Origin of the sequence: Emticicia sp. SJ17W-69 (assembly GCF_051209875.1) — a bacterium.
GTDB lineage: Bacteria > Bacteroidota > Bacteroidia > Cytophagales > Spirosomataceae > Emticicia.
Genome location: NZ_JBNTQY010000001.1, coordinates 3,951,396 through 3,973,937, shown reverse-complemented (window position 1 = coordinate 3,973,937; position 22,542 = coordinate 3,951,396). Strand labels below are relative to the sequence as shown.

Genomic DNA, 22,542 nt, shown 5'->3' with positions numbered 1-22,542 from the left:
GGATAGAATAGAACACAAAAACAATCAATAAAGCACTCAAATTCAATTATTAATACTCAATTACTCAATTACTCAATTGTCAAATGAAAGAAAATTTACCAAACATGCTAAAAGTCAATCATAGATGGCTTTATAGATGGGGTAATCTGTTGATTATTAGCGTTTTGACGCTTTTCTTAGAGCAGGTTGCTTTCGCACAAACACCATGTACTTCTCCTATTCCCTTCACAGTAGTAAGTGAAGATGCGAGTACTGCAACTTCTAATGATGCAAAAATCAGAATTTCTGGTGCATTATCAGGAGATAATAGAGTAGGTTACTCAGAAGGTTCAACTTATACTGGTCCTGCTTATGCAGCCGCACCTAAATTTTCGACACTTACAGGTGGCTATATCTCACAGACCTTAGCTACACCAACACTTACTGAAACAGCAGGAAGGGTTTATACCATTAGGGTTTTTTCAGAAGATGGTTCTTGTTATACCGACAAGCAATTTACTTTAGAATATGTAAACTTTAACTCTGCTCCATTAACCCCTGATATTGAAGTAACAGTAGCCAAAACGCCTGCTGGCTTTGTTGCTTTAGGAACAGTTGTTTCAATCACAATAACAGTTCAAAATAAAGGAACAGGACCTGCTTCTGGAGTTGAATATACCGTAGGTATTCCTGCAGGTCTTACTGGTGTTACTGGAACAACCGCTAATGGTACTTATGATAATACCACTAAAAAATGGACTATTGGAAATGTTCCTGTGTATGTAGCAAATGATGGTTCTACAACAAAAACTTTAACTTTAACAGGAACAGTAAGCACAAGAGGTGTAAAATATTTAACTGCTGACTTAACTGGAGAAACAGAAACGGATTTTGACTCAAGAGCAACCTCAGTTACTAATCCTTCAAATAGTGCAGGTGAAGATGATTTTGGTTCAGTGTGTATTTCTACACCATTTGATTACTGTACAAATGATGAATACACTATTACATTACCAAGCTATACAGGCATTAAATGGTTTAAAGGTACAACAGAGCTGACAGCTGGTAATGCTGCTGGCAATGGCGTAAGATTGAATGGTGATGGCTCAATGACTGTATTTGCCGTTGGTGAATATTCATATAGCATGACTGTTGGACCAAATGCTTGTGCAAGTGGTGGATGTTGCCCTATTAGTGTTGAAGCTGGTAAGCCACCTGTTTTGGTTGCTCCAACTGCTCAATCAATTTGTTTCAATGCAACTTTTGCGGCAGTTACTGTTTCAAATACCGAAACATCACCTAATGGTACTTATGTATATCAATGGTACAACGATAACGGAGCTGCAAATCCAACAACAACAGCTATTGCAGGACAAACTTCACTTTCATTTACTGCATTCCCAACAGCGGTTGGTGTTTATCAATATAAGTTGAAAGCGTATGAAAATGGACATGAGAATTGCGAAGCTTCTGTAACATTGACTTTAGAAATCAAAGATTTGCCGACTCCAACTCTCGCATCAAACAGTCCAGTTTGTGAAGAAAGTCCAATTAACTTCACAGCAACCCCAGCAGGTGCTACTGCTTATGCTTGGAGTGGCCCTAATGGATTTACTGGAAGTACAGCTACACCTATTATTGCAAGTGCATTACTTACAAGTGCAGGCACTTACGTAGTAACAGTAACAAATGGTGTAGGATGTTCTGCTACTGCAACTACATCAGTTGTTGTTAATCCTAAACCATCTGCTCCTAAGGTAGTTGCTTTAGAATTCTGTGCTGAAGATGCACAAGTAACTCTTACAGCAACCATTGCAGGTGCTGATTTCCTACAATGGTATGGAAATAGCTCAACTGGTGGTAGTGGTAGTACGACACCAGATGTAGTTAATCCAACAACTGCAGGAGTAACAAGATATTATGTTAGTCAAAAAGTAAACACAACTGGTTGTGAGTCAAATCGTTCGGAATTGGTTGTAACTGTTAATCCTAAACCTGCTGCTCCAAAAGTACTACCAGTATCTGCTTGTAAAGATTCAGCACCAATCACTTTGGATATTAATGAAAGTAGCACAGGATACACAGTATTATGGTATGGCTTAAACTCAACTGGTGGAACGGGTTCAACAGCGAAGGACATAGCTCCAACCAATACAGCTGGAACAACCAATTATTATGTTAGTTGGAAAGAAGATGAACACAAATGTGAATCAAACCGTTCTACTATCCCAGTTGAGATTCGTGCAACACCAGTACCAACACTTGCATCTAATAGCCCTGTTTGTGCAGAAGGAACAATTGAGTTGACTGCAACGCCTACTGGTGCTACAAATTATGTTTGGAGTGGTCCTGCTGGTTTCACAGGAGGCAATATAGCTAATCCTACTATTGCAAATGCAATTGCTGGCAATACTGGTAACGGAAACGGTGGTACATATAATGTAACTATCACGAATGGTGTAGGTTGTTCGGCAAGTACATCAGTAGTGGTAATAGTGAATCCATTACCAGATGTTCCTACAGTACTTGCAAGAACATTCTGTGCTGGAGACCCTCAAGTAACACTTACAGCAGAACTTTCAGGGGCTGATTTCCTACAATGGTATGGTAATCTCTCAACAGGTGGTAATGGTAGTACAACAGCAGAAATTGTGAATCCAACAACTGCAGGAGTAACAAGATATTATGTTAGTCAAAAAATAACCTCAACAGGTTGTGAGTCTCATCGTAGTGAATTGGTAGTGACGGTTAATGAGAAACCAGCAGCACCAAAAGCAGAAGACAAAACTTATTGCCAGGGTGTAGCTGCTGAAGCTCTTAAAGTTACAGGTGTAGATCAATATACATTCCTATGGTATGGCACAAACTCAACGGGTGGAACAACAACAACAACACCGGTTCCTTTGACGAATACAACAGGTACAACCATTTATTATGTAAGTCAGAAAAACAATGTAACTGGTTGCGAATCGAATCGTGATGATGCTATCGTAATCGTAAACCGTACACCAGGTGCACCAACAGTTGATGCAATAGCTTATTGCCAAACAGAACAAGGAAAAACTTCATCAGCAATTGCACTTACGGCAGGAACTGAAAATGGAAATACAGTTATTTGGTATTATGGAGGTTCAACATCAACAACTGCTCCGACGCCAACAACTACAACGGCTGGTTTGACTTACTACTATGTATCTCAATCCATTCCAGGAACTGGTTGCGAGTCAGGAATGTCAGGAATACCTGTCACAGTTAATCCACTTCCAGTAGCAACTGTTATCCCAGTAAACTCACTTTGTATCGGAACCGTGTCTCAAAACAATGCTAAATTGATTTTGACAAGATATCGTAACTCAGATGAAGTTTCGTATAGCATAGGTAATCCTTATGTTGCACCACCAACAGCAACTGCTTATGCAACTGTCCCAGCTGGTGGCGTATTTGCAAGTAATTTGAATAACCCAACAACAGCATCACAAGATTATACAGTTAGAATCAAAAACTCATTTGGTTGTACTATTGACCGTGTAGCAACACTTACAAAAACCGATTGTGGTTGTCCAGGAGGTTATTGCGAACCAGCAACAGTTACCAAAACGAAGTAACATAAATAATACTCGATATGTGAGTTAGTCTTTTAGTAAAAGTAAAGTTCACACATCCTATAAATATCTTATCCAGCTTATGGCTTAAAGGCTGTAAGCTGGATATAGATTAAAATAAAAATGAGTTTTTTTTTTACACTTTTAGAACTTACCTCTTGGAGTAAACTTTTACCATTACATACTTTTTTTGTTAAGTAGTAAAATACTTGAAATTGTTAAGTCGATGTATTTTTTTTGTTAAATAGTTGATAATAAGTGTTTTATGTTTTTTTATTAAAATAATTTTAGCAATTAGCTATCGACTTCTTAGGTTTTTCTATACCTTATTTTTGTCCAAAAAAGTTACAAATTAAGCAGTTTATCGAAAACTACACTTGTAACGTTTTTCTTTTACGATTTTTGTATAGGCTTAATGATTAAAGCACTTTTTTGAATAACAGCCATTGTTTTTCAAATTAAAACAAAATTCGATTAAACCTCTGATTTCAAGGGGTTTGAATTAAAAAGAAAGTTTGGGCAGAAAAATACCAGTGCTTTTCAAGAGAACAGAGCTTTAAAAATTCCCAAATTATTTATTGAATTTTATAAAAAATTCTTTTTAAGAAAATAAAACAACTTTGAGCAATCAAAAAACGACACCTTTTAATCATTTTTTCTAAAAAAATACTTATCTTTCGGTATCATTTGTGATCAATACTAAATGTCCCCTTTTTTTTTAATTATGTCCCAACCATATTAAAAAGGCACTATTGCCAAATTGCTATTGAGTTTTACTATTGCTGTGAATTTACTATAACGCTATTGAGTTTCTATAAACGCTATTGAGTTTTCTATATGCAAAATTTTCAAGGTTTACTAAAGCGTACCTTTGGTAATCTACTTGTAATGTTGTTGTTATTTTCGGGTTTTATATTATTAAGCTCAAATAACTACGATTTACAAGCACGATTCAATCCAAGCAAAGGTCGAGTCAAATTGACGAAAGCAGCGTGTATGCCACCTGTATTCACACTGAGAAGTGTTGATGTTACATTGCCAAATGTGAGCGATGCTAAATTAATCATCTCAAACATTCAGAATGCTAAACGCTATACTTTTTTTGAAAAAGGAGCTAAACCTGCGGCTTATGCGAATGCAACATTAATTGACCCAATCAAAAAAGAAATCGAGATCAAAGGCTTAGCAAATCCTGAAAGTTATACCTCTTATACAGTCAGAATGTATAATTCGGAAACTTGTTTTGCCGAACAAACAATCACTTTAGAGCATGTCAATTTTGCCACACTTGCTGAGTATTCTCTATTAGAATTAATTCAAGCAGTAGATAATCATAATCCTCAAGTTGATGAAACGGTGACTTTCACAACCATCATCATGAATAAGGGAAGCAAAGTTGCCACAGGTGTTGATATTCAAACTTTGCTTAGTAGTAGTTTAAAAATTGTTTATTATTATTCCGACAAAGGGGCGTATGATTCTAATGGAGGGCTTTGGAGTATTGGAGCTATTAATGGAGGCGAAACCATCAAATTGGTTGTTAAGGCAAAAGTAACACAACAAGGTTTGTCGTATTTAACTTCTTATATCTGGAAACAAAATGGTAAAGAAAGAGATATTAAGGCTCGTAATTCAGCAGAAGGGGGTGATGACTATGGCGTAAGTTGTGTAAGTGTGCCAATATCATTGAAAAGAGGAGAAAATTATAAAGTAGCTCTTAAATCGTATGCAGGGGTAAAATGGTATTATAAAAATGTTTCTTCGGGTGTGTATGAAGAAATTAACAAAAATACTTCGCCTGATATTGCCACTGTTAATTCGGATAGTTCTTTGAATATTTTAAGAGGAGGTGAATATACTTTTTCCAAACTCGTTGGTTCTTGTAATGTGGGAAGTTGTTGTCCAATTACAGTTGAAGGTTGTTCTGGCCCTAAAATCATCATTGATTCAATTTATTGTAATAAAAAAGTTGACAGCTATAATATCAGGGTAAAATTATTGGATGACGATTGGAGTATTGTTCAGCAAATTTATGCTGCTACCAGCAACATAGGTTTCCCGACAACAATTGATTATCTCAAACGTTTGAATCGTTTACCTTTACAATCGAGTGCTGGATATGTTGTTGCCAATGGAAATAGCTTTTATACCATTGAAAACATTCCTGCATTTATGCCAAACGTAACTTTGGTAGCGACGGATATTTCAGGAAAATGTAGTAGCAATAAGATTGTAAATGCTCCAAATTGTAATTTACCAGGGGTACAAACACCTTTAGTTTTGAACCAAGTTGAAACATTTACAAGCGGAGCAGCCATACCAACTTTTAATGTAATAAGCTCGGCAAAAGGTACAGATGTTGTTTGGTTTGATGATGAAAATGCTACTAAACCTATTGCCACAGGCAGTGTATTTACACCAACACAAGCAGGAACGTATTTTGTAGCTGCTCGTGATCGTAAAACCAAAGCTTTGAGTACAAAAAGAGAACTGACAATGACTGAAATTATACCACAAAAAGATGGTAAATTCAAAGACAACATTTGTAAATGTGAAAGTGTGACTATTTTGCCTGATGATGATTTCAGCAAAGTGACGATTACTGCACTTTACCCAAATCCAGCAGATGACCACCTAACCCTTGATTACAATTTACCTGAAAGTTTACCGATAGCCAAATTGGTTTTTTTCAATCTTTCAGGAACAGTAGTTGCGTCTTTTGGCTTAGAAAACAATGACAAAACTATCAAAGTGAGTACCTTGACTTGGAATGAAGGCACTTATTTTTACCAACTTTCGGTCAATGGCCGAAAAATGGCAAGCAATAAGTTCTTAGTAATGCACAACTAAACGCAATTTTCAAAATTGTGCTATAAAAATACAAATTGAGTATCTCCCTTGTCTGTTGAGTGGACTGCGAGGAGGCACTTAGGCGTGGGTGGCCTTCTTGTAAAAGGGAATTTTAATTGAGAAGAAGTGACGGCTTATGGAATAAAATAAGTCACACTTTATTAATTTAGAAATCGGAATCACAATTTGTGGTTCCTTTTTTTGTTTTCTCCAAACGAAAGCTACCTTTGTAATTCAATTTGGAGATTTGGAAATTTGTTAATTTGAAAATTATCTCATAATCTGTTGATTGTTAAGATATTATGTCAAAAATTGCACCTGCAAATTTTTAAATCACCACGACGAACTTTCGAGTCGTTAAACCAACGAATCGTACTCAAATCCTCAAATTAATTTTAGATGTCGAAAAAGATAGAAAACCTCACACCGCAACAAATCGTACAAGAACTTGATAAATACATTATTGGTCAAAAAGATGCCAAACGTAATGTAGCTATTGCTTTAAGAAATCGCTGGCGTAGAATGAATGCTACTGCTGAAATGGTTTCTGAAATCATTCCAAATAATATTTTAATGATTGGTACAACGGGTGTAGGTAAGACAGAAATTGCCCGTCGTTTAGCAAAAATTGCTGATGCTCCCTTTATCAAAGTAGAAGCCTCAAAATTTACCGAAGTTGGTTATGTAGGGCGTGATTGTGAAAGTATGGTAAGAGATTTGGTTGAACAATCGGTCAATATGGTAAAATTGGCAAAGAAAGAAGAAGTAAAAGCCAAAGCTTTGGATGTAGTAGAAGATATGCTTTTGGATATTCTCATTCCCCCTGTAAAAGACCAAAAAGATACAGGGTTTATTCCTGCTGAAACCAAAAAAGAAATTGAAGATTATACCGAAACTCTACTTAACGAAAAAACTCGTGAAGCTTTTAGAGGCAAACTTCGCAATGGCGAACTCGACCACAGAAAAGTAGAAATTGATGTTCAAAGCAGCGGAATGCCTAATATTGGTGTGATGGGCGGGCCTATTGATGATATGTCGATGATGAATATCCAAGAAATGATAGGTGGAATGATGCCAAAACGTGGCAAAAAACGTAAATTGACTATTGCCGAAGCTCGAAAAATATTATTGGAAGAAGAAGCCTCAAAACTGATAGACATGGATGAAGTAAAGGAAGAGGCAATATGGAAAGCTGAAAATTTAGGGATTATTTTTATTGACGAAATTGATAAAATTGCAAATGCAAGTGGTAAGTCGGGTGGAGCAGATGTGAGCCGTGAAGGTGTGCAGCGAGATTTACTACCAATTGTTGAAGGAAGTGCAGTCAATACAAAACATGGAACGGTGAAAACTGACCATATTTTATTTGTGGCAGCGGGTGCATTTCATGTGTCAAAACCTTCAGATTTGATTCCTGAATTGCAAGGTCGTTTCCCAATAAGAGTAGAATTGGAAAGTTTGACCGAAGATAATTTTTATCAAATTTTGAAAGCTCCCAAAAATGCTTTGACCAAGCAATATGAAGCCATGCTTGAAGCGGAAGGCGTAACGCTCAGTTTTGATGATGAAGCTCTTCGTGAACTTGCCAGAATAGCATTTCAAGCCAATAGCGACGTAGAAAATATCGGTGCAAGACGACTCCAAACGGTTATGAGTCATTTGCTCAATGAAATCATGTTTGATGTTCCTGATAAAATAGAAATTGGTTCTAAAATATTGATAACCAAAGAATTAGTTTCGGAAAGACTTTCAGGATTAGTAAAAAATAGAGATTTAAGCCAGTATATTTTATAATGTATTGATTCCTTCTTTCTCCAAAAGAACAATAAAAATAGGAAGAAAAAGGGAATGTTTTTAAAGAGAATTAGGGTATGTATTATATTGAAAATGAATTTTTAGAAGTTGGGATTGATGCCAAAGGAGCTGAATTAGTGAGTCTTTTTCATAAAGATCATGAAATCGAATACATGTGGGGAGCAGACCCTCTTTTTTGGGGAAAATCTTCACCTGTATTATTTCCAATTGTGGGTGGTCTAAAAGACAATAGCTATACTTTTGAAGGTGAAAAATACAATTTACCTCGACATGGTTTTGCTCGTGATTATGTATTTGAAGTAGAAGACCATTGGGACGATGGGATTAGCTTTTTACTTCGTTCTGATGAAAATACTTTGAAAATTTACCCTTTTACCTTTGAATTTCGCATCGTTTACGAACTTTATGCAAATCTATTGAGCGTAACATATCATGTAACTAACTTGAGTGAAAAAGATATGTACTTCTCGGTTGGTGGACATCCAGCATTTGCTGTTCCTTTGACTGATGATTTAACTTATGAAGATTTTTATTTAGAATTTGAAGAAGATGAAATATTCCATCGTTGGCCATTGAGCGAACAAGGATTGATTTTGGAAGAACCTGAGCCTTTATTTGGGGAGAAAATCGTTGATGAAGAATCTGTAGTTGAAGAAACCAAGATTGTGCCATTGACCAAAGAGCTTTTTCATCAAGATGCCTTGGTTTTTAAGCAGTTAAACTCTACAAATGTTATTTTGAAATCAGATAAAAGTGAACATTCACTTCGATTTGATTTTGCTGGATTCCCTTTTTTAGGAATTTGGGCTGCAAAAAATGCTGACTTTATTTGTATCGAACCTTGGTGCGGTATTGCCGATTCGGTAAACCATACACAAGAACTTACAGAGAAAGAAGGAATAAATGTTCTTGCGGCAGGCGATGTTTTTGAACGTGCTTGGGCGGTGAAGTTGACTTAGTAGAACAATTTGAAAAATTGTTCTACTATTCATAATTCTTAAAACTGTTACTCATATTCTTACAAAGTTTCTGAAACTTTGCCATTCCAATCTTCTAAAGTCAATTATGGTGATTTTTAAACAAATACCTTATACAGTTGGCAAAACAATCATCAGATTTGTACCTTCACCCACTTTCGATTCAATTGAGATTTTCCCAAGATGAATTTCAATGATACGTTTCGTAAGTGGTAACCCTATCCCATGTCCAGATACTTCTTTGGTAGTTAAGGAACGGAAAAAAGGTTCGAAAATATGCTCTAAATCTTTCTCAGAAATACCAAATCCATTATCCACAAATCTTATTTCTACTTCCTTTTTTCGGATATGGATAAACACGCTCACATGAGGCTCGTCGCTATATTTACAAGCATTTTCCATCAAATTCATAAATGCCATTTTGAGTAAAGCGGCATTTCCATTGACAGTTATTTCTTCCGAATCAGGAAATTCATCAAAGCCTACTTCAATCGTATATTTTGGTTTTTTTTGTAATAATTGTCCACGAGCCTGCCAAAGTAGGTCATCGACTCTCACTGGTTCTAAATCAACTAAATGTGCATCAGCATTTGCTCTTACCAATTCTAATAGTTCATTCACTAATTTAATCATATCTTGCACTTCCGCTTTCACCGATTCCAAAGCCTCTTTGTATTCAGCTTCACTTCTATCCTTCATCAAAGTTACTTCCGTTTGTCCTTGCATGATGGTGAGCGGCGTACGAAGTTCGTGGGTTACATAAGACACAAAATTTCGTTGTTGGGAATATGCAAATTCCAAACGGTCGAGTAAATCGTTAAATGTTCGAGCCATTTGCCCAACTTCATCGGGAAGGGAAGCTTGTGGTAGTCTTTGATTGAGTTCGTGAGCGGTAATTTGCTCCATTTTGTCGGCAATCTGCCCGATTGGTTTTACATCTCTTTTTACAAAAATTCGCATCACAGCCACCAACACTACAATGGCAATCAAAGTGCCAACGAGCAATAAATCTCGTAATCTATCTTGTTTTGCGTAGCCAAAATCATCCAAAGCAACTGCCATCAAAATTACCTTTTGATTGGTTTCGGGTATTTCATAGAGAAAAACAATTTTATCATAATAACCATTTTCAATTGAAATACTTTTGTTTTTCAAAACACGTTTGACTAAGTTTTTATCCAAAGAAGGTTCTGCAAAAGAGGCATAAATTGCTTTTCCAGTAGTATCATAAATTGCAGAAGTCTCGTCGGTCATTTGAGTTTTTGACTTTTCTTCAATGTGTTTTAATACTTGAGGAGAAAAATTAGCTGTATCAGCCAATAGCCGCTCATGAGAAATAGCATTTTGTTTCAGAATTTTGAGGAATTCTTTTTGGCGAAAGTCAGCATAAAAATTATAGATAACAACTGAGAATACTCCAAAAAGAATAGACACAATAAGCGATGCTCGAAGCGGTTGTCGATCTACAATTTTCATGTTTTAGATGGGGATTTGTTTAGAAAAAACAACGACTTACGAATTATTTAATCAATATTAATTCGTAAGTCGCCATTTCCCATTTATTACTTTTTTATTCTTCCTTCAAAATATAACCCATACCTACTACGGTATGAATCAATTTAGTATTGAAATCTTTATCTATTTTTTTGCGTAAAAAATTAATGTAAACATCAATTGTATTGGTTCCAGTATCGAAATGGATGTCCCAAACTTTCTCTGAAATATCAATACGTGAAACAACACGACCACGATTTCTAATCAAATATTCGAGTAAAGCAAATTCTCTGGCTGTTAGTTCGATATTATGACCGCCTCTGCGTGCTACTTTTTCGTTCAAATCTAACTCTAAATCAGCAATTTTTAAAATATTTTGTTGAGGCATTAAATCATTTGAACGTCTTTGTAAGGCACGCAAGCGAGCCAATAACTCCCTAAATTCAAAAGGTTTTACCAAATAATCATCAGCTCCAGATTCAAAGCCAATCAACTTATCATTAATACTACCCATTGCGGTGAGTAATAAAATAGGTGTACTCATTTGCTCAGTTCTTAGTTGATGAGCTAAGTCAAATCCATTGATTTTAGGCAAATTTACATCCAAAATCAAAACATCATAAGAATTGCTCAATGCCATATTTTTGCCAATCTGACCATCATAAGCCACGTCCACTGTACAGGCATTTTCTTCTAATCCTTTTTTGACAAATTCAGCTAATTTGGGCTCATCTTCAACAACTAATATTTTCATATTTTTATTCCTTTTTTTCTAATAAAAAACAATGTAACAAAGCTATAACGATAAATGTGAATTGCCTACATTTCATAAGCAAAGATGAGACTACAAGATGAACATAGCTTTAATTTGAGATTAAAATGTAGTTAAAGAGTAGAAAGTGCTTAAAAAAAAGCTGGGTCAAGATGCCCAGCCTTTATCCTATTGAATCCACACAACTTTTATGAAAAAACTATACTAATTCTTTTTTTAAACAATACAAATTTAGCTTAATGGTTTATAGGAAACATTAATGCTAAATTAAAAAGTAATTAAAACTATATATACAAAAAAAAAAGGACTGGAGTAAATAACTCCAGCCTTTCCCGCTACTAAATCCACACAACTTTTATCTTTGATATTTTTATTTTCTATAAGAAATGACGTTTGAAATGTGCAAAAGGTTGCATCTTTTTTTTATTTTTTATTTAACGATACAAATATAAAAATAAATTATATGTAGTTACAACTATTTTTAAAAAATACTTTTTTTATGATGGAGCAAATATAAAAAAGTTTTCAAGGTAAAAGCAAGTAATTTTACAATTTTCTTCAATTAGATTCGTTGCTGTATTATTTGTTTTTTATAAACTGAGTTGCAAGTTAAACTTAACTTGCTTATAATCAGATTTTTATGAATGGCGTTTGTAAGTTGTTGCCTAATAAAATTCGTATATTATTTTTTAGAATTTTTCTTTTTGAAAATCCAATGATAGGTATCTTTAAAAATAGCAGATTGCAGCTCGGCACCTACACTAAAATATAAACCATTATAATTTTCTTCCACATGTCTTTGTATCAAAGCATAGCGATAGCCACCGCACACTGCCAATCCAACCCAGCGTGTTGCTTTCCATCCAATATAAAGCCCTGCTTGGACAGGCATAAAATAATCTTTTCTTTTCCAAATTTGAATTTCATTCAAAAGGTTCACTTCTTGATTTTTTGTTGCACCAATACCAATTTCTATTGGAACACTAATTCGCCAACGTTTATTATTGACAAAATTTTTCCAATACATTAGGCTAAAGAAATACAGGTCTGTTTTGGTATAATAATCGAGATTTACTCTTTTGGCAGTATTTTTACGTAGATCAAGGAGGCGTAAGTAGGAATTAAAATTCATCCAATAATAGCCAACTGTAATTTGATTTCTTTTTCGACCAACAGTGATGCCCGAGTTAACTCCCCAAATATTTACTCGTTTGTTAGCAACAAATGAGCTTCGGGCATCCCAGTTGATAGCATAGCTTAATTTTGCTCGTAAACTATCGGGATACCGAACAACCACAGTATCAGCTTCTTGAGCGAAGATTTTTGTGCAAAAAAGTGTCAAAAACAAACAGTAAGCTGTAGTTTTTGGCTGTTTAAAAATTGTAAGTAGATATATTTTTATCACTGGAAGAATAAAACTAATAAACGTTTTTTTACGCAAGATATTTCATTAAAACATCTTTGCAACAAAGAAAGCAGCAGCAGCAGCTACAGCTCCGATGGTTGTTACCTTTATCGCACCCCAAAGTGGAGGCTGTCCAGTGACCTTACTTTTGAAAAAGCCAAATATAAATAAGCAAATCAAAGTAGCGACACAAGAGTATTTTAAACCATCAGCAGGTGACTCTGAAAAAAAATAAGGTGATAGTGGAATTAATCCTCCAACAATATAAGCAATACCAATCGTTGCAGCACTTTTTGAAGCTCTATTGACATCTGGTTTTTCAAGACCTAACTCAAATTTCATCATAAAATGGACCCATTTGTCTTTATCTTTGGCCAATTCTTCTGCAATTTCATCTTGTAGATGAGGGCTAAGTCCATATTCAGCAAAAACGTCTTTTACCTCTTGTTTTTCACGCTCAGGCACACGCTCTACCTCGTCATATTCTCGTTTGAGTTCAGCATCGTAATGTTCAATTTCTGTTCGTCCAGCTAAATATCCTCCCAAACCCATCGCAATTGATCCTGCTACGATTTCTGCGATTCCAGCAGTAGCAATGATGGAATTTGAAGCAACCGCACCGCTAAGACCAGCCGCTAAAGCAAATGGAACGGTTAATCCATCAGACATTCCGATGACAATATCAGTAATAAATTCAGAACTTTGGAGATGATGTTCGTGGTGAGGGTCGTGCATAAAAAATCCTTATTTTTTCAACAAAAATAAGGATTTTTATATAATTATTCGTATTTTACAATTATTAACTTTCAATAAATACTTATCTCAACTCTTATTGGTTTTTTGTTTTTGGGTCTTTACCACCACCACTTTGTTTGAGCATTTTTGCTTTCATTTCTTGATAAGTTTTAAATTGTTCGGGAGTCAACAATTTTTCTAATTCTTTATCTTTTCTTGCTTCCAAAGCTGCCATTTTCTCTTTGGCGTTATCAATTTGCTCGGGAGTAGGTCGAGTATTACCAAAATCTTTTTTAATTAAATCGTATAAATCTTTGCGTTGGTAAGCATAGTCTTCATTGAGAGAAGAAATCAATATTTCTTGTTCTTCGTTTAATTTAAGTTTTTTTACCATTATTTTGGTTTCTTCTTTCGCCACCTCATCTGGGTCGGGTGGGGGTTTAGGTTTGCCATTACCGAAATCTTGTCCACCGAATTGGCTGCCATAACCACCATAACCACCACGGCCATAACCGCCACCTCCATAACCACCATATCCTCCGCCATAACCGCCACCATATTGGGCATAAGACGTAGAAACTCCAAATGCTAAACAGCAGAGTAGCATGAAAGAAATTTTTAAAATATATGGACGATTTCTCATAAGAGATGTTTAGAAATAGGTTTTAAAGAGAAATTTTATTAAAAATCTATCAAAATTAATAATAATATTGAATTATTGCATTAAAAAATATTTCTTTATTAGTTATCCAATGCTCCTGCATCAATCCAATTTTTAAAAGCTTCAATTTGACACACCCCCAATTTTCTATTTTCAGGCATACCTACATAGCCTACATGATAGTTAATTACATGCCAAAGTTTTCTATTATCAACATAGTTTTTGACATAATTATAACTATCTAAAATCACACCTGATTGGGCAGATTTTGCTTGATGACAGCCCACACAATTCACATCAAGAATGGGTTTAATTGTTTTTGAGAAGGTTGGATTGGAAGCGTCTGTAACGATAGCCCCACAAGTGGTATTTTTTGCTCCTTCTTCAATCCATTGCTTAATAATTGCGATTTGTGAACTTGCCATTTTGCGTGGTGATTCGGGCATTTTACCATTTGCCATTTCTGAGTAAATCTTACTGTTTTTTGAATTTCCTGCACTTACACCTTTCATGATACCACTGTAGCTGGTAAGATCATACCCTTCTGCCTTTCTCCTTGAATCATGGCAACCACTTTCAGCACAATTGGCATATATAATCGGTAATACTTGGCTGTCAAAACAGATGGTGGTAGGGGGGGGATTTGAGGTTGCACAAGCCAATTGTGAAGGAGGTGTTGTTTCAGGTGCAGTTGCTGTTGGCTCAGTGTCTGTCGGTATTTCTGTGTTAGTTGTTGGAACAACAAGCGTTGCCTTTTTATAGGTACAAGAGCCAATTATTCCAAGAACAAGTACAAAAAGAGTTAATTTTTTCATTTTAGCGTTAGGTTTATTCTATAGTTTGCCTTAGCAAAAACTGAATTGACCTAATTGGCTAATTCAGTTTTTGCAAGATTGCTTTCAATGTCTTATTTTTTTAAAGGGGTGAAAACAAATTTGTTTTTTACGGAAATATTTTCGGCGATTTTTGCAACAACAAGTGTTGGAACATCAATTTTATGGTCAACAAGTGGCACATTAAAATCAGAAACTAAAGTCAGCTTATCGCCTTCAATAGTTATTTTTCCTTTCAAAATACGCTCTTTCGGAACACCGTGCATGGTGAGCGTACCTTTGGCTGTAACATCATAAACGCCATTTTTTTTCCAATCAATTGCCTCATTGATTTTTCCTTTGAAAACACCATTTGGGAATTTACTTGATTCCATATAGTTTTCATTGAAATGTTCTTCCATTAAATGATTTTTAAACTTAAACTCAGTCATTGTCATTTTTACTGCAATTTCATTGGTGGAAATATTTAAGACCGAAGTGACGGTTTTATTTAGAGCTGCAATATTCTCAAGGGGTGTTTCCGAAAAAAAACTTGTTTCACCACTTTGGCAAATGAAGTTTTGTGCCATCGTACTGTTTGAAATTAAGAAACTTAAAAACAATATTTTTACTATATTTTTCATGATAATTGGCTTTTAATGAATTTAAATTTGTAATTAGTTTTCATGCTAAAAGTTGAGATTTAATTATTTTAAATGGCATTGTTTATTAGTTTTCATGCTAAAAGTTGAGCTTTTTTCTTACCAGGTCTTCTTTTTCTTTTCTCTATCAAAACTAAATGTTCTTGAAAGATTGAAACCCCAATGAATACCACCGTTTGTCCATTTTTCGGTGTTTTCTGCAATGAATTGTTTCTCAATCATACCTAAAGAATTGGTAAAATGTAATTGAAAAACATGGCCTCCTGTTTCAATATCAACACCAACTGATAAGGAATTATGATAATTAGCATTCAAAGCATATTGACTGTTTAATGAAGGGAGCCTGTAAAAATATTCGGCATTGATTGAAGTTCGTTTATTGATTTTATAACGACCACCCAATCCAATAGCAAAAATATCATTAGGTTCAAGTATTTCACTTCCATCTGAAGAGTTTATTCTAAAGACTTTATTACGATGCAAATAGGTTGGACTAATCTGTAAGGAGAAATCATCAGAAAATTTGCGAGCAATTAAGAGTTGGCTGCAATACGTCCATCTTTCGATATTATTATCAAATAAAGGTGATGAAGCAGAGTTTTCGGCATTAGAACTAAGAGAAACTGCTGCAAGACTTGCAAAAAGTGTTACACTCACAGGCATCGTTTTGGCTCCACTTGATTGTTTGAGTAATTTGTATTTGCCAAAATAATCGAATGTTTTTTGTGTACTACTTCTTCCAATTCCTATCATCAAATCATTGGTTATGCCATATTCAAAACCCATTCTCATGGTGGCTTGGTCTAATCCAAAATAATTATAAGCACCAGTATTTAATGCACCAAAACGGTGAGAAATACGGAAGTCTAAATGCTTCTTAGCTATGGTCTCAACCGATTGCCCATTGATTACCCTCGTTGATTTAAAAGTAGCGGTAGCAACAGTAGTTGTTGGCTTCGTATTATTATTGAGAATATCCATTGGGTCATCTTGGGCAGAGACTTTTATAGTTGTTAGGAATAAAATAAAGAAAAAAATATTTTTCATGATTGAGGAACATTTGATGGTGAAAGCAAAGGAAGAAATCATATAAAATGACGCTCCCTTTTTCATATACGTTGGTAATAAAACTTTGGTTGCTTACTATTTATGAAATGGTTAGTGTAGTACCATTTACCAAAGTATTATATTTGGTAAGGCTTTTGGTGGCTGGTCCAAGTGTTACAGCACCACTTGTATTATATTCAGCACCATGATTGGGACAATGAAACTTTCCACTACTTTGATATACAACTGAGGTTCCTTCATGTGTACAAGCCTGAGCAACGGCTGCAAAAGATGTAGAGGCATTACCAGCAGCAATACGAGCAATGATGATACCATTACTATAAATAAAACTCCCTACTGTTAATAATTTAGTCGATAAATCTACAGTAATTCCGCCTGATGGTAAAACAACATCTACGGTATTCTTGCATGATGTAAGTACTGCCATCAAGGCCGCTCCGCCTAAACCCATACTTCTTAAAAAGTCTTTTCGTGAAATTGATTCTTGTGTTAACATGATAAGTTGTTAAAAATTGGAATAAATAAAGTAAAATATTGCTTAAGTAATGTTTGATTAATTTTTCAACTTTTTATTAATCATAGAATAAAGGTATTAGAATCTGAATGCTCAAGCTTTCCATAATTAGAAAAATGAGTTATATATTTATCACATTGCATTACTTTATCTTAGATACGCATTACTCTATAAAAAGGTTGGCTACTGCATGTATATTCTACGAACGATTATTATATTAAGTTGTGAGAGGACAAATGTTTATTTGTTTTTAAGACAAAATATATAAAAAAGACTGTCTTAAATTATGACATTTAGGACAGTCTTTGAGATTGTAACTTTTATAAATATAGATTAATTATCTACTTATTCGGTAAAAACCATTAGCCTTGAAACCAAAAATAAAATCTTCTTTTCGATAAGAAACCGGTTTGATTTGGTAGCTCAAATATGGACTTAGCTGTACCGAAAAATGTTTCCAACGTTTTTCAATTCCTGCCGAAATCATCCAATTATTGAAGAGTGGTACTGGGATTTTTTCTTGAATTCCTTCTTGTCTTTCATCTCTTACCAAATCGTGATGTGAAAAGGATGTAATCTGATTTAAGTGAAAATCTAAATCAGTACCAGTCGAAAATAGAACTGTATAATCTTTTCTGAGTGGTAAGCGATAGTTTAAGTAAATAGGCAAACGCAACAAAACTTGGTGTGCATCAATGTTTTCAATTGAGTTGCTCAATGGTAGCACTACATCATGTTCATCTCTAAAATCTTTGTCGGTTCGTCGTTTAAAATCATCTTCATCACCAAAGTGTTCAAAACCTAAAAAGGACATATTTACCCCAGTAGTCATGCTCCATCGCTTAGCAAATAATATATCGGTCAATATGCTCGTTCCTAATTGCCCGAAGTCAGCGTTAGCTCCTATACCTACACGATATTTCAGATTTGGCATTGATATACTTGGTAACTTAAATGATTTTCGTGTTTTGGGATTTGCTACATAATGGGGTGAATGTAATTTCTTGTTTGATAAATCAAATGCAAATTTCAAATCAATAGGGCTAAATGCTTTTCTTTTTAAATCATTGATAGTCAGTATTTTATTTTTATTTTCTTGAGATGTATTTTCAGATAAATTGGAAAGTTTTTCTGTATTATTAGCCAAATTATCTACTGTTACAGCATTTGATTGTATTGGCTTTGATAAGTTAGAATTTTGTTTGAAATCGTTTTTTTCTAAAGTTTTCTTAGCATTTGGCTGACTATCAATGATGTTTCCTTCAGCCATCTTTTCAGTAGATTTTGTATCATTCGACAACTTGGAAACTTGTCGAACTCCATCTGTTTTCGTAGACGATATTACTGACTTTCTTGCATTGGTAAGTATAGTTTTTTCTTGTTTGCTAGCAATTGCTACTTCGTTCAGTTTTGCTGAATTTGTTAGATTGAAATCTTCTTGCGTATTGTCTTTCGTTGTTTCATTGGAGCTTAAAGTGCCATTGATATTTTCTTTAGAAACGACAGCAGGTGATGAGTCTTTTGTTGCTGAAAGTTGATTGTCAGAACTGGCTTCTTCTAAATTAGGAATTTCTTTCCTAATATGTTTCACTACATAGACTGTATCAGTTTTTTCAATAATGATGCTCTTTGGAGCATTTTCCATCGCAACAACTGCTTGTTTTTGCTCCAATTTATTATTCAAATCAGCTACTTTATTTAGTAAATTTTTATTTTCATTCGCCTGATAAATTATAGTTGTCAATAAGGAAACAATGATAACGGTACCTAAAGAATAAGTAAAAGTATGACCAAAACGTTGCCAGAAACTCATAGGAATATGCTTGTTTACATACCCTTGAATTCGGTCAATTTCATCATCTCGGAACGGTGGGTGGAAGCTCTCAACTTTACGTCTAAATGCTTCATCAAAATCTTCAGTTTTCATTTAATTTATTTTTTCGAACTGAGTAAATATCAAATAAATGAGGGTAATGAATGCGAATCATTTCTTGTAATTTTATTCTTGCATCTTGCAAATTTGACTTTGAAGTGCCTTCTTGAATACCTAATCTTTCGGCGATTTCTCGGTGTTTGTAGCCCTCTACTACATACAACATAAAAACCATTCGATAAGTAGGAGAAAGTTTTTGAACCAATCCCATGATTTCTTCAACTGATAACTTACTAATAATATCATCGTCAAAATCTGTAACTTCTATCTCATCAACAGCAATTTGGAGGTGATGTTTTTTATTACTTCTATAATAATCAATGGCCGTATTAACCATGATTGTACGTAGCCATGCCTTGAATGGTTGCGATGTATCATATTTTGAAAGATTAGTAAAAACTTTCAAAAAACCATCATTGATAATTTCTTCTACTTCTTGCTCATTACTCGAATAACGTGTACAGATACTTTTTGAAAAACCCAAAAAAAGTTTGATAAGCGTTCGCTGTGCTTGACTGTTTTGGTCAATACAAGCAGCAATAACGCTTTCAAGGTTATCTTCTGAAAATGTTTTTTTCTTGAAAAACAAGATGAGTATAGTTAGTTATTAGGTGATCTATTATGTATTACGCAAGGTTTTCAAAAAGGGTGGGGTGGGGTTAATAATTTTTAACTGTCAATTATTAATTTAAGAACTCTATTTTCTCCCTATTCCAAATTGGTCACCTTTGATAATTGCTTTATTGTTTAATACGTGTACTTCAACTACTTTCTCACTATGAACAGGGTTGCCGTTCTCATCTTTCAAAGTAGCTACAATTTGTTTGGTTTTTAAATCAATGATTTCTCCAGTTGACGGGAAAGCGTATTTTCCATCCAAACTAAAAGTTATCCAACCTGGTTGGTCTCTGACTGCAATACTTCCCATTTGCACAGGAGGCATTTTGGTAGCATCAAAATAATGGAAGCGTTGATTATACGCATCAGCTACCCAAAGTTCTTTTTCGTTAGGGGTAAGTCCTATGCCATGACTTGGGCAACCATGCCTTTTTACAGGGCCTTTTTCAAAGCCATTGATTTTGACAGTATGTAACTTTTTGCCAGTTTTCAAATCTCCAACTTCAAATCCTAATAAATCATTGACATTAGCAAAGCAAATTTTTTGATTATGCGTAATCGTAAAAGGTCTTATACTTGCCGAAAATGGGCCTACTGTTCGAGTTTCTTGTGGGTTTTTGGCATTTACGACTGTTAAAAATGGAGATTTTAAACCTTCTAAATAGACTTCTTTCCCATCAGGGCCAAAAATAGTATTGTGAGCTCCTGATTTTGGAATCACTTGACCAATGATTTCTCCATCTACAGCATTGATAATGTTCCAATTATCTTTTTCAAATGAGGGTTGATAAATCGTTAATCCATCTGGAGAAATAGCCATTCTATCGCAGCCTCCTTCATAAGTTTTTTCCCATTTTATTTTTTCTGTTTGAAGGTCGATACACTGTAAAGTATGAATTGTGCTGATATAAACCGATTGCGTTGCAAGGCTTACACAAATGCCTTTTACATTCGAGGGTGTACCATCAGTAGCCAGTCCAGTTGTAGGGATTCTTTTAACCAAATTAAAATTATGGTCAATATCATAAATCAATAAGCCATGTCCACCATACTCTAAATAATTTCTTATTCCTGGCACTGCCACATAGAGATAACGATGTTGCTCCACTTTCGGAGGATGAGGAAAAATCGATAATACGAAAGCCATCACCGACAATCCTATCGTTTTCAAGAGTATTAATACTGTTTTGAACATAGTAATTGATATTTTAGGTTGAATAATTTTTGACGATATCTAAAAAGATAGGATCGTTTTTTTGAGATAAATAAAAAATTTACCCCACGCTTTTTGAAAACCAAGCGTAATGGTCAATGAAGTCAAATTTATCAAACAAATATACAAAACATGAGACATTTCAGCAGATTAATTATTTTTATGGCAAGTTTAGTGTTGGTTATTTCAACTAGCGTGATGGCACAAGACTCAACAAAGTCTTCGATTAGGACTGTTTTTGGTGGAAAAAAAGTAAATACAAAAATTCACTATTTAGGAGTTTATTTAGCACCAGAATATCAATTTGGACAATTAGGTGGAGCATTTACTTCATTAGGAGGAGCTTCTTTTATGTTGCAATTCAACAAAAAATTGGCAGTAGGTTTCACTGGCTATGGCAGCTTTAGAAATGAACAAAACAATTCAAACATTAATGGGAGTTTTGCGGGTTTAAAAGTAGAATATACTGTAAAACCCGATGCTGCAATACATGTTTCATTTCCGTTAATGGTTGGAGTTGGTGGTAGAGGTTTCCATTTTGGAGAATTTGGTGAACACCACGATGGTTTTAGAGGAAATCGTGATGGCGGTGTTTTGCCTGATGGAACACCAGATCCTAATGCTACGCCAATTGATAATAGAAATTTTAGAAATGATGTTTATCAAGTGATTCAACCAGGAGTAGTTGCCGAGGCAAACTTAGCTCGATTTGCTAAACTTTTTGTAGGGGCAAATTATCGTTTTGCTTTTAGTTCAGCTGGTTATAGTTCTGATTATCAAGGCTTTTCAGCCAATGTAGGTCTTAAATTAGGTATTTTTGATTATGCTGTGAAGAGTAAAAAAACAAAAACTAAAAGCCATTTAAGTGAGTAATTATTTTTTAATTTGACTTAGTGCAACCATTTTAAATTGTATTACCGTCATTAGTTTATATTTCAGTTGAGGCCTCGACTATTTACAGAAATTTTATTTCCGTGTAAATTTATTCACCTATTTAAACAAGTATATTGAATGAAAAAAATAGTCGTATTGATTTTTTTTGCTCTGGGGAGCATCTATTTTGTAGCGTGTAATAAAGAGAGTTTGAGTCCAGACTCTTTGGCTGTCGATGGCACTTCAGCAGCTACTGCAGATTCAACTAAACACAAACATAAAGGGCCGCATGGCGATTCTTTAGGAGTAAAACCTCCTCACGATTCACTTGGACATAAACCTCCAAGACTTGACTCACTTGGACATAAACCACCAAAAGATTCATTGGGTGTAAAGCCTCCAAAACTTGATTCGTTGGGACATAAACCTAAGAAAGGTCCAAAGAAAAATTAATTTTTTTTCATGGTTATAATTATTTGGTTTAACTTCCTGGGCATTGCTCAGGAAGTTTTTTTATTGATGAAGTCAAATTTGGGTTCTTTCATCCCACATTAATGAT

At 34.7% G+C, this 22,542-nt stretch carries 18 protein-coding genes; 6 read left to right on the top strand and 12 right to left on the bottom strand.

Translation table 11 applies throughout. From position 1 onward, the window contains the following. Positions 1-83: 83 nt before the first annotated feature. From ACQUQZ_RS16055 to ACQUQZ_RS16040, 4 genes are all read left to right on the top strand, one after another. Positions 84-3,584 (top strand): hypothetical protein, encoded by a 3,501-nt coding sequence (locus tag ACQUQZ_RS16055; protein ID WP_435356042.1) that lies wholly within the window; start codon positions 84-86, stop codon positions 3,582-3,584. Between the two features lie 834 nt (positions 3,585-4,418). Then, positions 4,419-6,431, top strand: coding sequence for a T9SS type A sorting domain-containing protein (locus ACQUQZ_RS16050; protein ID WP_435356041.1), 2,013 nt, complete (start codon positions 4,419-4,421; stop codon positions 6,429-6,431). Between the two features lie 399 nt (positions 6,432-6,830). Further along, positions 6,831-8,225, top strand: a complete 1,395-nt coding sequence (gene hslU, locus ACQUQZ_RS16045; RefSeq protein WP_435356040.1) for an ATP-dependent protease ATPase subunit HslU — start codon at positions 6,831-6,833, stop codon at positions 8,223-8,225. Positions 8,226-8,302: 77 nt separating this feature from the next. Then, positions 8,303-9,205, top strand: a complete 903-nt coding sequence (locus ACQUQZ_RS16040; RefSeq protein ID WP_435356039.1) for an aldose 1-epimerase family protein — start codon at positions 8,303-8,305, stop codon at positions 9,203-9,205. Between the two features lie 129 nt (positions 9,206-9,334). Here the strand turns inward: ACQUQZ_RS16040 and ACQUQZ_RS16035 are convergent, their stop codons facing one another. The 12 genes from ACQUQZ_RS16035 to ACQUQZ_RS15980 form a co-directional block, all read right to left on the bottom strand. Then, positions 9,335-10,699, bottom strand: a complete 1,365-nt coding sequence (locus tag ACQUQZ_RS16035) for a sensor histidine kinase (protein ID WP_435356038.1) — start codon at positions 10,697-10,699, stop codon at positions 9,335-9,337. Positions 10,700-10,793: 94 nt separating this feature from the next. Then, a complete protein-coding gene (locus ACQUQZ_RS16030; protein ID WP_435356037.1) occupies positions 10,794-11,471 on the bottom strand; it encodes a response regulator in 678 nt (225 codons plus the stop codon). Between the two features lie 700 nt (positions 11,472-12,171). Beyond that, positions 12,172-12,837 (bottom strand): hypothetical protein, encoded by a 666-nt coding sequence (locus ACQUQZ_RS16025; protein WP_435356036.1) that lies wholly within the window; start codon positions 12,835-12,837, stop codon positions 12,172-12,174. Positions 12,838-12,939: 102 nt separating this feature from the next. Next, positions 12,940-13,629 carry a VIT1/CCC1 transporter family protein gene (locus ACQUQZ_RS16020; RefSeq protein WP_435356035.1) on the bottom strand — a complete coding sequence of 230 codons (690 nt, stop codon included), beginning with the start codon at positions 13,627-13,629 and terminating at the stop codon, positions 12,940-12,942. Between the two features lie 94 nt (positions 13,630-13,723). Beyond that, positions 13,724-14,272, bottom strand: a complete 549-nt coding sequence (locus tag ACQUQZ_RS16015; RefSeq protein ID WP_435356034.1) for a hypothetical protein — start codon at positions 14,270-14,272, stop codon at positions 13,724-13,726. Between the two features lie 98 nt (positions 14,273-14,370). Beyond that, entirely contained in the window at positions 14,371-15,105 is a 735-nt protein-coding gene (locus ACQUQZ_RS16010; protein ID WP_435356033.1) for a c-type cytochrome domain-containing protein, read from the bottom strand. A gap of 92 nt (positions 15,106-15,197) precedes the next feature. Then, positions 15,198-15,746: a YceI family protein gene (locus tag ACQUQZ_RS16005; RefSeq protein WP_435356032.1), complete on the bottom strand. Its 549-nt coding sequence runs from the start codon at positions 15,744-15,746 to the stop codon at positions 15,198-15,200. 117 nt (positions 15,747-15,863) lie between these two features. Continuing rightward, positions 15,864-16,811, bottom strand: a complete 948-nt coding sequence (locus tag ACQUQZ_RS16000) for a DUF5777 family beta-barrel protein (RefSeq protein ID WP_435356031.1) — start codon at positions 16,809-16,811, stop codon at positions 15,864-15,866. Positions 16,812-16,911: 100 nt separating this feature from the next. Beyond that, entirely contained in the window at positions 16,912-17,328 is a 417-nt protein-coding gene (locus tag ACQUQZ_RS15995; RefSeq protein ID WP_435356030.1) for a ubiquinol-cytochrome c reductase iron-sulfur subunit, read from the bottom strand. A 355-nt stretch (positions 17,329-17,683) separates the two neighbouring features. Further along, positions 17,684-19,273 carry a hypothetical protein gene (locus tag ACQUQZ_RS15990; RefSeq protein ID WP_435356029.1) on the bottom strand — a complete coding sequence of 530 codons (1,590 nt, stop codon included), beginning with the start codon at positions 19,271-19,273 and terminating at the stop codon, positions 17,684-17,686. Continuing rightward, complete coding sequence (locus tag ACQUQZ_RS15985; protein WP_435356028.1) at positions 19,263-19,868, bottom strand: RNA polymerase sigma factor; 606 nt, start codon at positions 19,866-19,868, stop codon at positions 19,263-19,265. The genes ACQUQZ_RS15990 and ACQUQZ_RS15985 overlap by 11 nt, the downstream gene beginning before the upstream one ends. A 108-nt stretch (positions 19,869-19,976) precedes the next feature. Then, complete coding sequence (locus tag ACQUQZ_RS15980) at positions 19,977-21,092, bottom strand: YncE family protein (RefSeq protein ID WP_435356027.1); 1,116 nt, start codon at positions 21,090-21,092, stop codon at positions 19,977-19,979. Positions 21,093-21,242: 150 nt separating this feature from the next. Here ACQUQZ_RS15980 and ACQUQZ_RS15975 point away from each other — a divergent pair, with 150 nt between their 5' ends. Beyond that, positions 21,243-21,983, top strand: a complete 741-nt coding sequence (locus ACQUQZ_RS15975; RefSeq protein ID WP_435356026.1) for a hypothetical protein — start codon at positions 21,243-21,245, stop codon at positions 21,981-21,983. Between the two features lie 138 nt (positions 21,984-22,121). Next, positions 22,122-22,436, top strand: a complete 315-nt coding sequence (locus ACQUQZ_RS15970; RefSeq protein WP_435356025.1) for a hypothetical protein — start codon at positions 22,122-22,124, stop codon at positions 22,434-22,436. The last annotated feature ends 106 nt before the right edge of the window (positions 22,437-22,542 follow it).

Excerpts from the sequence above, each read along its gene's own strand:
- ACQUQZ_RS16030 (WP_435356037.1), bottom strand. The coding sequence starts at position 11,471 with ATGAAAATATTAGTTGTTGAAGATGAGCCCAAATTAGCTGAATTTGTC.
- ACQUQZ_RS16015 (WP_435356034.1), bottom strand. The coding sequence starts at position 14,272 with ATGAGAAATCGTCCATATATTTTAAAAATTTCTTTCATGCTACTCTGC.
- ACQUQZ_RS15995 (WP_435356030.1), bottom strand. The coding sequence starts at position 17,328 with ATGTTAACACAAGAATCAATTTCACGAAAAGACTTTTTAAGAAGTATG.
- ACQUQZ_RS16010 (WP_435356033.1), bottom strand. The coding sequence starts at position 15,105 with ATGAAAAAATTAACTCTTTTTGTACTTGTTCTTGGAATAATTGGCTCT.
- ACQUQZ_RS15975 (WP_435356026.1), top strand. The coding sequence starts at position 21,243 with ATGAGACATTTCAGCAGATTAATTATTTTTATGGCAAGTTTAGTGTTG.
- ACQUQZ_RS16040 (WP_435356039.1), top strand. The coding sequence starts at position 8,303 with ATGTATTATATTGAAAATGAATTTTTAGAAGTTGGGATTGATGCCAAA.
- ACQUQZ_RS16055 (WP_435356042.1), top strand. The coding sequence starts at position 84 with ATGAAAGAAAATTTACCAAACATGCTAAAAGTCAATCATAGATGGCTT.
- ACQUQZ_RS15990 (WP_435356029.1), bottom strand. The coding sequence starts at position 19,273 with ATGAAAACTGAAGATTTTGATGAAGCATTTAGACGTAAAGTTGAGAGC.
- ACQUQZ_RS16035 (WP_435356038.1), bottom strand. The coding sequence starts at position 10,699 with ATGAAAATTGTAGATCGACAACCGCTTCGAGCATCGCTTATTGTGTCT.
- ACQUQZ_RS16000 (WP_435356031.1), bottom strand. The coding sequence starts at position 16,811 with ATGAAAAATATTTTTTTCTTTATTTTATTCCTAACAACTATAAAAGTC.
- ACQUQZ_RS16050 (WP_435356041.1), top strand. The coding sequence starts at position 4,419 with ATGCAAAATTTTCAAGGTTTACTAAAGCGTACCTTTGGTAATCTACTT.
- ACQUQZ_RS15980 (WP_435356027.1), bottom strand. The coding sequence starts at position 21,092 with ATGTTCAAAACAGTATTAATACTCTTGAAAACGATAGGATTGTCGGTG.
- ACQUQZ_RS16020 (WP_435356035.1), bottom strand. The coding sequence starts at position 13,629 with ATGCACGACCCTCACCACGAACATCATCTCCAAAGTTCTGAATTTATT.
- hslU (WP_435356040.1), top strand. The coding sequence starts at position 6,831 with ATGTCGAAAAAGATAGAAAACCTCACACCGCAACAAATCGTACAAGAA.
- ACQUQZ_RS16005 (WP_435356032.1), bottom strand. The coding sequence starts at position 15,746 with ATGAAAAATATAGTAAAAATATTGTTTTTAAGTTTCTTAATTTCAAAC.
- ACQUQZ_RS15970 (WP_435356025.1), top strand. The coding sequence starts at position 22,122 with ATGAAAAAAATAGTCGTATTGATTTTTTTTGCTCTGGGGAGCATCTAT.